Genomic DNA, 13,304 nt, shown 5'->3' on the forward strand with positions numbered 1-13,304 from the left:
GATGGGCAACGAAAAAGCTCCCGCTTGCCTGATGGCAGCCGGGAGCATTGGGAATCGTTTACTTATTTAATTTCACGCGCTGCAGACGCAATGCGTTCATGACAACGGAAACGGAACTGAACGCCATCGCGGCGCCTGCAAGCCAAGGGGCCAGGAATCCGGCGGCAGCAATCGGAATGCCGACCGAGTTATAAGCGAGCGCCCAAAACAGGTTCTGTTTAATGTTGCGGACGGTCAGCCGGCTCATGCGGACAGCATCCGCGACGCGCATCAAATCACCTTGCATCAAAGTGATGTCGGCCGCTTCCATGGCGATCGCAGTGCCAGTGCCCATGGCCATGCCGATATCGGCGGTCGCAAGTGCCGGTGCATCGTTCAAGCCGTCTCCAGCCATCGCGACTTTGCGTCCTTGTTGTTGCAGTTTCGCGACATGTCCCGCTTTTTCTGCCGGCAGGACACCGGCGACGACTTCATCGATGCCGACTTGTCTGGCGATGGCATCGGCTGTGCGCTGCTGGTCGCCAGTCAGCATGACGACGCGCAGCCCCATGCGTTTCATTTCTTCGACCGCGGCTTTTGCAGAATCCTTGATCGTGTCAGCGACAGCGATAAGGCCCGCGTATTTTCCGTCAATGGCAATGAACATCGCGGTCTTGCCATCTTGTTCCAATTGTTCGGCCGCTTGTTCGTCAACTGCGATGCCAGCGAGCAATCGGCGGTTGCCGACCCAAACGTCCCGGCCCTCGACATGCGCTTTAATGCCGTGTCCAGGCACTGCTTCAAATCCAGTGACTGCGAGCTTTGCAGATCCGAAGTCTGAAATGGCCTGTGCAACGGGATGCTCGGATTCGCTTTCTGCGCTGGCAACAAGCTGTTTGACTTGTTCGGCATCGACATCCGGCACTGGGATAAAGTCGGTAACAACCGGTTTGCCGTTGGTGATTGTTCCAGTTTTATCAAGCACGATCGTGTCGATATGTTTCGTTGTTTCCAAGGATTCCGCTGTTTTGAACAACACGCCTTGTTCAGCGGCGCGTCCGGAACCGGCCATGATTGACGTCGGTGTCGCAAGTCCGAGCGCACAAGGGCAGGCGATGACGAGAACGGCGATCGTGCTGGTCAATGCTGACCCGAAATCTCCAGGGGAGACGAGGAAATACCAGATCAAGAACGTCACAATCGCAATGCCGACGACAATCGGAACGAAAATGCCCGAGATCTGGTCGGCAAGCCGTTGAATCGGCGCTTTCGACCCTTGCGCTTGCTCGACAACCCGGATGATATTCGAGAGCACCGTGTCTTTGCCAATCTTATCAGCGCGCACTTTCAACGAACCATTGGCATTGACGGTCGCAGCATATACCGCGTCGCCCGCCGACTTATCGACCGGCAAGCTTTCACCCGTCAGCATCGATTCGTCAACGGCGGAACTGCCGGAAACAACCGCTGCATCGACAGGGATCGAAGCGCCCGGTTTGATCAACAGGATATTGCCTTCTTTGACGTCTGCAATCGCCACGCTGATGAACTCCTCGCCGCGTTCGACGAGCGCATGCTGCGGCTGCAGCTTCATCAGTTTTTTGATGGCGTCGGACGATCGGCCTTTCGCGCGGGCTTCAAATACTTTCCCGAGAACGATTAAAGTGATCAAGACGGCACTCGTTTCGAAATACAAGCCCATATTATGGCCCATCCCTAAGTTTGCAAGGACCAGATAGACGCTGTAGAAATAGGCGGCCGATGTACCGAGTGCGACCAATACATCCATATTGGCGCTTTTGTTTTTCAATGCAAAATAGGCGCCTTTGTAGAAGGTCGCGCCGACCCAGAATTGCACCGGTGTCGCGAGCGCCCATTGCACGAACGGATTCATTAGGAATTCCGGGACATACATCCAGGACGTGAACGTGAAATGGCTGAACATCGTCCATAGGAGAGGCAGTGAGAAAGCGGCAGATATCCAGAACAGCCGGGTCTTTTTCTTGATTTCCTGTTCCTTATAATCGGTCGCTTCCTGCTGATCCTGCTCGAGCACGGCGTCATAGCCGAGCGATTGGATTTTTTGGACAAACGCTTCAGGCGTCAAGGTGCCTGGGCTGTAGACAACGTGGCCACTTTCTAGTGCCAAGTTGATCGTCGCGTTTTCGACGCCGTCCATTCGATTCAGCGCCTTTTCAATGCGCGCTGAACAGTTCGCGCACGTCATGCCCTGGATTGAGAAATCGACTTCTTCTTGCTGGATGCCATAGCCGAGCTGTTCGACTTTTTGATGCAGATCGCTCAGCTTGGATTGTTCATCATCGTAATTGACCGATGCTTTTTCGGTTGCAAAATTGACCGTCGCTTCGGACACGCCGGGAAGTTTCTGCAAGCCTTTCTCGACCCGGTTCGCACACGCGGCACAGGTCATGCCAGTGATCGGCAATTCTGTTTGCTTTGTTGCCATTGGAAATCCCACCTTCATACCTTATAGGGGTATATTTTTTTGAAAAAAATAACTGCGTTTCCGCAGTTATTCGCTTAATGCCGCTACGTCATAGCCTTGATCTTCAATAGCCGAGGCAATTTGCGCCACATCGACATTTGCGCTGTCATAGGTGACATCGACTGCGCCTTGCTCAAGTGAAACGTCCACTTTTTCGACGCCAGAAAGTGCACCGACGCTTTCTTCAACGGATTTAACGCAATGTTGGCAGCTCATGCCGCTTACTTGCAAATGAACTTGTTCTTTCATGAAAAATTCCTCCTTAGTAATATGGAAGGCAAATCGCTTCCTTTATTTATTTTCTCATCAATTTTTGAAACGTGACGAGCAGTTCGTCCAGAATCTCTTCGTCGCCTGAAGCGAGACGGTCTTTGACGCATCCTTTTAAATGGCCGTCGAGCAGCACTTTCGTCACGCTGTTCAATGCGGACTGGGTAGCTGCCAATTGCGTAATGATGTCGTCGCAATAAACATCCCGGTCCACCATGCCTTTGATGCCGCGCACTTGTCCTTCGATGCGATTCAGCCGGTTCGTCAAATCCCGTTTGACCGAAGGGGGATGGTGGCTTTTTCTGCAGGCATCAGGGGATGGCATTTCTTCGATTGCTTCACTCATTCAAAACCCCTCCATTTTTCAGCTGGCAATTTCGTTGCCGGCTTTCTCCAAATCGATAAGTGAATAGCTTTGATTACAGTTCAAGTATACCTTAAGGGGGTATGTGATTCAAGGAATTAACTCAAGCTTTGCATTTGTCATCAAATTGATACGTTTGAAACTCTGAAATGATGGTATTATATACGTAGATAAGGAAAAGTCAACTATTTCGAACGGAACAGTCACATCAGCGAGATCTGCACACGTCCAAATAGCAACAACTACTCTTAAAGAGGTGATCATGGATGATTAAAAATGGAGAGATCCGCAACATTGTATCGAATCTGGCAAAACTTGGCGTCCAAGCGACGATAACAAAATCCCGTGTAGAGCTGAGCAAAACCCTGGCATTGCCACAGCCGCCGCAAGCTTCAACGCATTCTTCATAAAAAAACTCCGACGCCCAATGCGCCGGAGTTTTTTGTTGGTCTTATGAATTTTGGCTTGAGCGGTCGAACATATAATTCTTGTGGTGGAACCGCATGCTGAAGACGACGCCGAGCGCGAGCATATTGCCGATCAAGGAACTGCCCCCATAGCTGATGAAAGGAAGCGGGATTCCGGTGATCGGCAGCAATTGGATCGTCATGCCGATGTTCTGGAAGACGTGGAATGTGATCATCGCAATAATCCCTGCGCACACGTAAGTGCTGAAGGTATCCTTGAATTGAAGCGTGATTTTCGTCAAGTGGTAAATGAGCATAAAGAACAAAATGATGACGGCACTTGCGCCGATAAAGCCGAAATCTTCCGAGATGACGGTGAAGATGAAATCGGTGTGGTTTTCAGGCACGTATACTTGGCGTCCTTGATAGCCTTTTCCGAACACTTCCCCGGAACCGATCGCATTCAAGGCAGCAATCAGGTTATAGCCGCCTGACTCTGCATAGGAATATGGATCAAGCCAGGTGTAGATCCGCTCAAACATATACGGCTTCAAACCGAAGCGTCCCAGCAACTCCTGCATATTGAGCGTCATCCACAATAAAGTGACGCCGATAAGCGCCACGCCGCCAAAGCTTGGCAAGATGATTTTCCATGAGATCCCGGAGACGACGACGATGGCCAATGTAATGGCGATAAACACGAGCGCCGTTCCAAGGTCAGGCTGGAGCAGGATAAATCCGAGCGGCACCGCAAGCATGAAGGCGATTTTCCCGAGCAGCAGCAGATCAGTTTTGATGGTGCTCAGCAAATGATGTTCATGATGCGACGAAATCATTTTCGCGAGCGCTAGAATATAGAAGGTTTTCATGAACTCGGCTGGCTGGATATTGACGAATGGCGTATGGAACCAGGCTTTTGCGCCATTGATCGGCTGTGCGATCTGGCCTTGCCCGTCCGGTGCAATCATCAAGGCGAGCAAAAGCAAAATGCCCGCTCCGTATAAATAATACGCCATTTTTTTGTATTGATCGGTATCGAAGTACATCAATACCGCGATCATCCCGGCCGACACGATGTAAAACAGCGCCTGTCGCGGGACGAAATTGGTCAAGTACTGCCCTGAAGTTTGGGCAGAAGAGATTGCGACCAAGCTGACGATGAAAAACAGGAACAATATAAAGGTGAGCGACCAATCGAAACGATCGGAAAAGCTCTTGTTAGTTTGCATATCAATTCACCCATACTTTTCTTAATCTATAACGCCCATCATTATACAGCATATGCCAAACTTGTGCGCATGCAAAAAGTAATGACGATTTGAAAACAGGAATGTTTCCTAACCGGCGCCCAAGCCGTATAATGAGAGAGGAAATGGAGTGGGGCACATGGAGAAAAAGCCGTTGAAGACGGATTTTTACATACAGCATTTATATATCTATGTGAGCGAAGCGGACCGAATGGCGCTTTTTAGCGGTTTTGGCTTCGGGCATTTTCTCGAAGCGGTCGACATGCCGGAGAATTTATTGCTTTTGAAGCATCCCTATGAGGAAGCTTCTTTTAATATGCACACCCACCTGGACTTCGCGACAAGTGAAGAATACAGCCAATTAAAAAGGGCGCGCTCCAATCGAAGAAGTGAATTCTGTTGGGTGGATTTCCGCAGTGAAAAGCAATTGAATTCACTGACGGCCCAGGAGCAGGCGGAACTTCTCTACTTAGGGCATAAAAAAGAACCGGTAAAGAGCCCATTCTTCACGACGCTGCAAAACGAATATGTGTATTTGGCAGGCGAGGAAAAAGAATGGACCAAGATCTATTTCCGGCGCATGGAAAAACTCGGTGCATTGATTGCCAATCATTTCACGCAAATTATCCGTAAAGAAACGAACGGCCAGCATTTTTTCCGCCGCCGGATGAGGGACTTGATTCCCGAGTTGCCGAAAGAGCAATTCCATAAATTACGCATGGACATGGGCGAAGGGGTGCTGCTGTCGCTGGCAGACCCTGAAAAAACGAAGAATACGATTGAACTCCACGTCCGGACCGTCGGCGAGATCGATTTTATGGACGAGTTCTGGGAAGATCTCGGGGAAACGATCCGCAAGCCGCTATCGGGACGGATTGTCTACGACCGAAAACAAAAAGGCTGGAAATGATACCCGGTAAGACGCGGGTATCATTTTTATTTGCCAAAGTTAAAAAGGATTCGTGACATGCCTATTCAAATAGGTCAGACGAAAGAGTGGAAGGCGGCGACTAATGAATAAGCGAAAGGTACTTGAGCTTGTTCATTTGCGAGGCATTTGCTCGCAAATGTGAGAGCAGCTGAGGGAATAGCTGAGTTTTAAAGTGAACCATTAGCGAAAAAAAGGCTGAGTCCATGCCCTGGCAGCTGGAAGCGCGACGTCCTGTCGCACCAGCTGCATGACCCACATCCTGTGGGCCCGAAAGCGTCCGCCTGGAGCGATTTAACTGCTTTCTTTTACGCTATCTAATTCTACAACCTAACTTAATTCAGTGCGATTTTACAGCCGCTGACAAAAAGATTTTTCGGCTGACAGCGTTCGTGATAAACTAAGCAATATGCAAAACGAAATGAGGGTCACTAATGAAAAAACGAATTGGGCTTTTATACGGCGGCAAATCCGCTGAACACGAAGTATCGTTGACAACAGCGAGCGCATTCTCTAAAGCGCTTGATTTTGATAAATACGAAGTTTACCCGATCTACATCACACAAGAAGGCGAATGGCGAAAAGGTACTCCTTTAGCTGGGCCTGTTTCTTCTATAGAAGAGCTTCAAATTGAAGGGGAAGCGGAACGTAAAAACGATATCTCCAGTTTCCTTCCAAATGGCCAAGAACCGGCGCTCGACGTCATCATTCCGCTGCTCCACGGGCCGAACGGAGAAGACGGCACGGTACAAGGTTTGCTCGAAGTGATGAATTTGCCGTATGTCGGAAACGGCGTTCTTGCATCATCAGCAGGCATGGACAAAGTCGTCATGAAGCAATTGTTCGAACAAGCCGGTCTGCACCAGACACCTTACGTCTATTTCCTGCGCCGCGATTGGAAAAACAGCCAGGATTTGTGGTTGGATAAAGTCGAGCAGGAGTTAACGTGGCCAGTATTCGTCAAGCCGGCAAACCTCGGTTCAAGTGTCGGCATCAGCAAAGCCGAATCGCGTGAAGAACTGATTGCCGCGGTGGAAGAAGCACTTAAATTCGACCGGAAGATCGTCATTGAACAAGGCGTCGTCGGCCGTGAAATCGAAGTCGGCGTGCTCGGCAACGATGAGCCGGAATGCTCGGTGGCAGGTGAAATCAAACCGTTGAAAGCTTTCTATGATTACCAGGCAAAATACAAAGATGGCAACACGGCGATGATCATCCCGGCAGAACTGCCGGAAGCGGTATATGCAGAACTCGTCGATTCTGCAAAAAAAGCGTTCAAGATCCTCGATTGCACAGGGCTTGTTCGCGCAGACTTTTTCGTGACCGATGCACATGAAATCATCATCAACGAAGTCAATACCTTGCCGGGCTTTACGCCGTATAGCATGTTCCCGCTGTTGTGGCAGCATACCGGCCTTGAGTATCCGGACCTGATCGAGAAACTTATCGCACTTGCTATTGAACGTTTTGAAGAAAAACAATTATTGCAATTTAAAATGGATTGAGTGGGGAGAACCGATGAAAAAAACGATTGAACAGATAGCCGGTTGGCTGGATATCAAGACGAATTTAAAAGGGATTGAAGTGACTGGCGTGTCGATCAATACGCGGACGCTGAAGCCGGGCGATTTGTTCATTCCGTTCCGCGGCGAAAATGCCAATGGGCATAAATATGTCCGCTATGCGATCGAAGCGGGAGCTGCCGCTGCATTATGGCAGCGCGACGAACCGGAGCCGCCGTCCGATTTGCCGTTATTGATCGTTGACGATTGCGAAAAGGCGTTGCAGGAAATGGCGCGCGCTTACCGCAACGAACTCAAGGCGACCGTGATCGGCATTACCGGATCCAACGGCAAAACTTCGACAAAAGATTTGGTCGCGAGCGTCTTGAAGCCATACTATAAAGTCCAGAAAACACAAGGCAATTTCAATAATGAACTCGGGCTGCCGCTGACGATTCTGTCGTTGGATGAAGACACCAAATACGTTGTCCTTGAGATGGGCATGAGCGGCTTCGGGCAGATTCAGTTCTTGTCTGAGCTGGCACGACCGGATTATGCGGTCATCACCAATATCGGCGAAGCGCATATGCAGGACCTCGGATCGAGAGAAGGCATCGCCGAGGCGAAGTTCGAAATCGTCGCCGGGCTCGAACAGCACGGCAAACTTTTCTATGACGGCGATGAGCCTTTGCTATTGCCGTTTGTCGAAGATTTTACACAAGCGGTATCGTTCGGCTTTGGCCCGGATAATGAATTGAGCGTGACCGATATCAAAGCGACCGAAGACGGCAGCAGCTTCTTGGTCAACGGCATTATCGACGCGAAGTTCGCCATCCCCGTGCTTGGCGAACATCAGGTGAAAAACACCTTGCCTGCGATCTTGATCGCCCTAGAAGCCGGATTGACGGAAGAAGAAATCCGCCGCTCGTTGAAAAATGCTGCGCTGACCGATATGCGCATGCAGCTGGTCCCGGCTGATAACGGGGCGATTTTCATCAACGACGCATACAATGCGGCGCCAACTTCCGTAAAAGCGGCACTGAACTTTATCCGCGAAACGACAATGAAAGAAACGAAATGGGCAGTGCTCGGCGATATGCTGGAACTTGGCGAACACGAACAGCGCTTCCACGAAGAGCTGGCAAGTTCGATCGGCCCGGAACTCGAAGGCGTTTGCTTGTTTGGCCCGCGCATGAAATGGCTGTATGATAAATTGGCCACTTCGTATGAAGGGAAATTGTTGTGGAGCGAAGACAATTACGGCCCGATCATCGACCTTTTGAAGAAGAACGTCGGTAAAGAGACTGCTGTCCTCGTCAAAGGTTCGCGCGGCATGGCGCTTGAAAAAGTCATTGAACCGTTCATCGGCCAATGAAAACCGGCGTCTTGTGCATCCATGGGTTTACCGGAGGACCTTTTGAAGTCGAGCCGTTTGCCGATTACTTGAACGAGCAGACGGATTGGGTCATTGAGATTCCGACATTGCCAGGACATGGTGAAAAGCTTGAGCTCGGTGAACAAAGTGCAGAAGTCTGGATGATGGAAGCGGAGCTGGCGTTAAAACGACTGAAGGCGAAAGCTGACCGCGTCATCATCGTCGGCTTCTCAATGGGCGGGCTGATCGCACTTTACTTGTCGATGCGCTATAAAATCGACCGGCTCGTGTTATTGAGTGCGGCCGTGAAATACATCAGCCCGGCGCAGATCCGGGAAGAAGTGCGGGATGCGATGCGCGATGTGCTCGGCAGGCGCATCAACCAAAATGCGTTGTTCCATCTATATGAATACAAATTTCGCAATACCCCGATCCGTTCAACAATCGAGTTCCTGCGCGTCGTCAAGACTGTGGAACCGTATTATCATTTGATCGATGTGCCGGCGTTCATCGTCCAAGGTGAAAAGGACAGCGTCGTTCCGCCGTCCGCGGCTCAGCATATATACGATCACCTCGGTTCAAAAGAAAAGCATCTTTATCACTCGGCAACCGGCAAGCATTTGATCTGCTATAGCGACGATGCTGCCGAATGGTTTCCGAAAGCCTTGGAATTCATGCGTCAAGGACAGTAAACTGATAATTGGAACCTTTGCATATCAATTGCATGTGCAGGTAAAGCGTGTTATTCTGTTTAGAGCAATGGATACATTTTTGAGACACTCTTCCTTCGTGAAGAGGTTTTTTTTGAGCATAAACGGTTTGTTCTACTTAATGGGGAAGACAACCCCCGCTGTGCAGACCGCTCGGCAACGACCGAGCTTTTCCTGTTCACACATCCCCTCTGACTTAAAACTCCAGAGCATGATTTTCGACGTGAAAGTTCTTAATAAAGGCTCGACCTTGTCATAAATTCATCTAAAATGTGTACCATTTGTAAATAAGATGAAGACAAAAGGAGATTGAAAAAATTTGGTTAAATTTACAGAATTAAACATCAGCGAAACAACATTGAAATCCGTAAGACGTATGGGCTTTGAGGAAGCGACACCTATCCAGGAAGGCACAATCCGCCTAGGCATGGAAGGCAAAGACATTATCGGACAAGCACAAACAGGTACTGGTAAAACAACCGCTTTCGGTATTCCGTTGATCGAGAAAATCGACACACGCGACGGAAATGTGCAAGGTTTGGTCATTGCACCGACACGCGAATTGGCGATCCAAGTTTCTGAAGAACTTTACAACCTAGGTAAAGACAAAAACGTGCGCATCTTGTCCGTATTCGGAGGCCAGGAAATCGGCCGCCAGATCCGCGCTTTGAAAAACCGCCCTCAAATCATCGTCGGCACACCTGGTCGTTTGCTTGACCATATCAACCGCCGCACGCTGAAGCTTGAAAACGTCAATACACTTGTGTTGGATGAAGCTGATGAAATGCTGAACATGGGATTCATCGAAGACATTCAGTCAATCATGTCGAATGTCCCAGATACCCGTCAGACGCTTCTGTTCTCTGCAACAATGCCGGATCCGATCCGCCGCATCGCAGAAAAATTCATGAAGACACCTGAAATTGTCAAAATCAAGTCGAAAGAAATGACTGTCGAAAACATCGAGCAGTTCTTCGTGAAATCCGTAGAACGCGAGAAGTTCGACATCCTTTCCCGCTTGTTGAATGTTCAACAGCCGGAGCTTGCGATCGTCTTCGGACGTACGAAGCGCCGCGTTGATGAATTGGCGCACGCATTGAATCTCCGCGGCTATTTGGCTGAAGGAATTCACGGCGACCTTAGCCAAGCGAAACGTATGTCTGTTTTGAAGCAATTCAAAGCAAACAAAATCGATATCCTTGTTGCGACTGACGTAGCGGCACGCGGTCTTGATATCTCAGGCGTATCTCACGTATACAACTTCGATATCCCGCAAGATCCTGAAAGCTATGTTCACCGCATTGGCCGTACTGGCCGTGCAGGCAAAAAAGGCGTAGCCGTCACTTTCGTTACACCACGCGAAATGGGCTACTTGTCGATCGTCGAAAGAACGACGAAGAAGAAAATGGAAGCTCTAGTTCCTCCGACTGCTGACGAAGCAGTTATCGGACTTCAGCGTGTTGCGATGGAACAATTGGAAACAATGACCGAGAAAAACAACCTTGGCAGCTACCGTGAACTTGCAACAGAAATGTTGGACAAGCACGATGCAGTTGATTTGGTTGCAGCAGCACTTAAAACGCTGACGAAAGATCCGGAAGATGCTCCAGTCCAAATTACTGAAGAGCGCCCATTGCCATCACGTGGCGGTGGCGGCTACAAAGGTAAAGGCGGCGGACGCTCATCCGGCGGCGGATATAAAGGCAAAGGCGGCAGCGGACGTCCATCAAGCGGTGGCTATAAAGGCCGTCGTGAGTCATCAAGCTCAAGCCGTCCTTCAGGTGGAGGGCGTCCAGGACGCACTCGTCGTCACGAATCCTAAAATCCAATCAATAAGATAACAAGACGGAGAACCGGCAGCAACTGCCGATTCTCCGTCTTTTTTGTCGTTTCGGAATAAGGTACAATGAAATGAAACGTTCCGGTTCATGAAACGTATAGATGAAAAGAGTACTCTTGATTGGAGATGACATAATGAACCATCAACCGAAAAACCGGATCTCACGAAAAGGGCTCACTGTCTGGCGCCTCTATGGAATGATCGAGACGGCGGTCGTCGCTGTACTGCTGGCAGGTGTAGGCACCCTTACATATTTCTTTGAGTGGCCCAACTGGATTTATGCAGCAGCGGGTGGCGTCTTATTGCTGTTCGCATTCCTGTTCATCTATTTGTTCCCGAAGATCCGCTGGGAAAGATGGCGCTACGAAGTGCGTGACCAGGAAATCGAATTGCAGCACGGCTTATTCATTGTCAAACGGACGCTTGTGCCGATGGTCCGCGTCCAGCATGTCGACACAGAACAAGGGCCCATCCTTAGGAAGTACGACCTGTCGGAGATCTCCATTTCGACTGCCGCAACAACCCATACCATTCCAGCATTGATAACGGAAGAAGCGGATGAATTGCGCTCCCGTATTTCCGTGCTCGCAAGGGTGGCGGAAGATGATGTCTGAGACACGCTATAAACTGCATCCGATTTCTGCACTTATTAATTTCCTGAAAGGTTTAAAAGAATTGATCTTGCCTTTCGTCATCATTTTCGGCGCGAATTTATTCCGTGAGGACGGGATCTCCGGCATGTTCAACCAAGGTTGGCAGGGTTTATTGCCGCTGCTCATCGGGGGCGTTGTGCTGTTGTTCATGTTGATTGCCGGCATCATCAAATGGAAACGCTTCGTCTATTGGTTTGAAGATGGGGAGTTGCGGATCGAGTACGGATTGTTTGTTAAAAAGAAACGCTATATCCCGTTTGAACGAATCCAAAGCTTAAATTACACGGAAGGGATTTTCCACCGTCCGCTTGGGCTCGTCAAGGTGAAAGTCGAAACTGCAGGATCCGGAAAAGCGGGGCAGTCGGAAGCGGAACTGACTGCTATTTACCGTGCGGAAGCCGACCGTATCGAACAGGAAATGCATATGGCGAAGCGGGGCTACGCGGCGCAGGGGGATGAAAAACTCTACGGGCCGGCCGAAGCAGAGCCGCTGCAAGAAGAAGTCGCTGAAGAACCGGCACGCGTATTGTACCGGATGAGCATGAAGGAATTATTGGTGCTCGCCACGACTTCCGGGGGGATCGGCGTCGTTATTTCCGGTGTCGCCTTATTCCTATCGCAGTTTGCCGAATTGATTCCCTACGACGCAATCTACGAAGAAGTCATGCTGTTCATGCGTTTCGGCTATCTAGTCGTTGCATTGACCGTATTTGCCGGGCTATTGCTTGCGTGGGTCATTTCGGTGGCCATGACACTCATCGCCAATTATCAATTCACCATCCATGCAGACGATGAACGGATTTATATTACACGCGGCTTATTGGAGAAGAAAAAAGTCTCTGTGCCATTCAACCGCGTGCAAGGCATTAAAATGACGCAAAATCCGCTGCGCCAATTATTCGGCTATGTCAACGTCACGGTCGAAAGTGCGGGGGGCACATTGGCCGATAAAGATGAGAAAATCCGTTTGTTCCCGCTGGTGAAGCAAGAGAAGATGAAGCCAGTCCTGGATGAATTGTTCCCAGATTTCGACTGGTCTCCCGAATTGACCCGCTTGCCGAAAAGAAGCCGCCCGTTCTTTTACCGTCTGTCGATCGGCTGGCTCGTGCCGGCATTCGCGGCGCTCGGCTATTTCTTCTATCCTTATGGCCTATGGGCTATTGCGGTCGTGCCGGTCATCATTGCCATTGGCCTCTGGCAGCACCGTTCAGCGGGTTATGCCATCTCTGGCCGCCAATTGACGGCGCAGTTCCGCGGCATTAGCCTGCACCGCTTCTATATGCTGAAAAAACGCATCCAAGTGGTTGCGGTGACGCGGACCATTTTCCAGCGCCGCCGCGATGTCGCGTCTGTCCATGCCACGATCAAATCGGGCATGCTCGGAGCCACGGCGCTCGTGCCGAATTTGGCGCGGGAAGATGCCGAACACATTCTTGCCTGGTATGAACCGTCCAGGCAGCGCCAGGCAATGGATCAGCAATCAGCGAAAAACCCTCAGCCGAATGAACTCGGCTGAGGGTTTT

Annotated in this window: 12 protein-coding genes; 8 read left to right on the plus strand and 4 right to left on the minus strand. The window is 50.1% G+C overall.

The genetic code is table 11. From position 1 onward, the window contains the following. Window positions 1–58 precede the first annotated feature (58 nt). The 3 genes from AUC31_RS01030 to AUC31_RS01040 form a co-directional block, all read right to left on the minus strand. Window positions 59–2,446: a heavy metal translocating P-type ATPase gene (locus AUC31_RS01030; protein ID WP_058381789.1), complete on the minus strand. Its 2,388-nt coding sequence runs from the start codon at window positions 2,444–2,446 to the stop codon at window positions 59–61. Between the two features lie 66 nt (window positions 2,447–2,512). Next, window positions 2,513–2,734 carry a copper chaperone CopZ gene (copZ, locus tag AUC31_RS01035; RefSeq protein ID WP_058381788.1) on the minus strand — a complete coding sequence of 74 codons (222 nt, stop codon included), beginning with the start codon at window positions 2,732–2,734 and terminating at the stop codon, window positions 2,513–2,515. 46 nt (window positions 2,735–2,780) lie between these two features. Further along, window positions 2,781–3,101 carry a metal-sensitive transcriptional regulator gene (locus AUC31_RS01040; protein WP_058381787.1) on the minus strand — a complete coding sequence of 107 codons (321 nt, stop codon included), beginning with the start codon at window positions 3,099–3,101 and terminating at the stop codon, window positions 2,781–2,783. A 284-nt stretch (window positions 3,102–3,385) separates the two neighbouring features. Between AUC31_RS01040 and AUC31_RS17800 the strand changes: the two genes are divergently transcribed. Then, entirely contained in the window at window positions 3,386–3,529 is a 144-nt protein-coding gene (locus tag AUC31_RS17800; RefSeq protein ID WP_167549916.1) for an Lmo0850 family protein, read from the plus strand. A 41-nt stretch (window positions 3,530–3,570) separates the two neighbouring features. Here AUC31_RS17800 and AUC31_RS01045 read toward each other — a convergent pair whose 3' ends face one another. After that, window positions 3,571–4,755, minus strand: a complete 1,185-nt coding sequence (locus AUC31_RS01045; RefSeq protein ID WP_058381786.1) for an FtsW/RodA/SpoVE family cell cycle protein — start codon at window positions 4,753–4,755, stop codon at window positions 3,571–3,573. Window positions 4,756–4,912: 157 nt separating this feature from the next. Here AUC31_RS01045 and AUC31_RS01050 point away from each other — a divergent pair, with 157 nt between their 5' ends. The 7 genes from AUC31_RS01050 to AUC31_RS01080 all read left to right on the plus strand — a co-directional run bounded on the left by AUC31_RS01050 (window position 4,913) and on the right by AUC31_RS01080 (window position 13,297). Then, complete coding sequence (locus AUC31_RS01050; protein WP_058381785.1) at window positions 4,913–5,683, plus strand: hypothetical protein; 771 nt, start codon at window positions 4,913–4,915, stop codon at window positions 5,681–5,683. Window positions 5,684–6,135: 452 nt separating this feature from the next. Further along, window positions 6,136–7,206 (plus strand): D-alanine--D-alanine ligase, encoded by a 1,071-nt coding sequence (locus AUC31_RS01055; RefSeq protein ID WP_058381784.1) that lies wholly within the window; start codon window positions 6,136–6,138, stop codon window positions 7,204–7,206. A 13-nt stretch (window positions 7,207–7,219) separates the two neighbouring features. Continuing rightward, complete coding sequence (locus AUC31_RS01060; RefSeq protein ID WP_058381783.1) at window positions 7,220–8,578, plus strand: UDP-N-acetylmuramoyl-tripeptide--D-alanyl-D-alanine ligase; 1,359 nt, start codon at window positions 7,220–7,222, stop codon at window positions 8,576–8,578. Then, complete coding sequence (locus AUC31_RS01065) at window positions 8,575–9,270, plus strand: alpha/beta hydrolase (protein WP_058381782.1); 696 nt, start codon at window positions 8,575–8,577, stop codon at window positions 9,268–9,270. The genes AUC31_RS01060 and AUC31_RS01065 overlap by 4 nt, the downstream gene beginning before the upstream one ends. Before the next feature lie 337 nt (window positions 9,271–9,607). Further along, window positions 9,608–11,110 (plus strand): degradosome RNA helicase CshA, encoded by a 1,503-nt coding sequence (gene cshA, locus AUC31_RS01070; RefSeq protein ID WP_157073440.1) that lies wholly within the window; start codon window positions 9,608–9,610, stop codon window positions 11,108–11,110. A gap of 152 nt (window positions 11,111–11,262) precedes the next feature. Next, window positions 11,263–11,742 carry a PH domain-containing protein gene (locus tag AUC31_RS01075; protein ID WP_058381781.1) on the plus strand — a complete coding sequence of 160 codons (480 nt, stop codon included), beginning with the start codon at window positions 11,263–11,265 and terminating at the stop codon, window positions 11,740–11,742. After that, window positions 11,735–13,297, plus strand: a complete 1,563-nt coding sequence (locus AUC31_RS01080) for a PH domain-containing protein (protein ID WP_058383705.1) — start codon at window positions 11,735–11,737, stop codon at window positions 13,295–13,297. Before AUC31_RS01075 ends, AUC31_RS01080 begins: the two co-directional genes overlap by 8 nt. Window positions 13,298–13,304: the final 7 nt, after the last annotated feature.

The organism is Planococcus rifietoensis (assembly GCF_001465795.2).
GTDB classification, from domain to species: domain Bacteria; phylum Bacillota; class Bacilli; order Bacillales_A; family Planococcaceae; genus Planococcus; species Planococcus rifietoensis.

What these genes read in the sequence shown, in the direction of transcription:
- AUC31_RS01045 (WP_058381786.1), bottom strand. Translation starts at nt 4,755, where the DNA reads ATGCAAACTAACAAGAGCTTTTCCGATCGTTTCGATTGGTCGCTCACC.
- copZ (WP_058381788.1), bottom strand. Translation starts at nt 2,734, where the DNA reads ATGAAAGAACAAGTTCATTTGCAAGTAAGCGGCATGAGCTGCCAACAT.
- AUC31_RS01040 (WP_058381787.1), bottom strand. Translation starts at nt 3,101, where the DNA reads ATGAGTGAAGCAATCGAAGAAATGCCATCCCCTGATGCCTGCAGAAAA.
- AUC31_RS01065 (WP_058381782.1), top strand. Translation starts at nt 8,575, where the DNA reads ATGAAAACCGGCGTCTTGTGCATCCATGGGTTTACCGGAGGACCTTTT.
- AUC31_RS01075 (WP_058381781.1), top strand. Translation starts at nt 11,263, where the DNA reads ATGAACCATCAACCGAAAAACCGGATCTCACGAAAAGGGCTCACTGTC.
- AUC31_RS01050 (WP_058381785.1), top strand. Translation starts at nt 4,913, where the DNA reads ATGGAGAAAAAGCCGTTGAAGACGGATTTTTACATACAGCATTTATAT.
- AUC31_RS01060 (WP_058381783.1), top strand. Translation starts at nt 7,220, where the DNA reads ATGAAAAAAACGATTGAACAGATAGCCGGTTGGCTGGATATCAAGACG.
- AUC31_RS17800 (WP_167549916.1), top strand. Translation starts at nt 3,386, where the DNA reads ATGATTAAAAATGGAGAGATCCGCAACATTGTATCGAATCTGGCAAAA.
- AUC31_RS01030 (WP_058381789.1), bottom strand. Translation starts at nt 2,446, where the DNA reads ATGGCAACAAAGCAAACAGAATTGCCGATCACTGGCATGACCTGTGCC.
- AUC31_RS01080 (WP_058383705.1), top strand. Translation starts at nt 11,735, where the DNA reads ATGTCTGAGACACGCTATAAACTGCATCCGATTTCTGCACTTATTAAT.
- AUC31_RS01055 (WP_058381784.1), top strand. Translation starts at nt 6,136, where the DNA reads ATGAAAAAACGAATTGGGCTTTTATACGGCGGCAAATCCGCTGAACAC.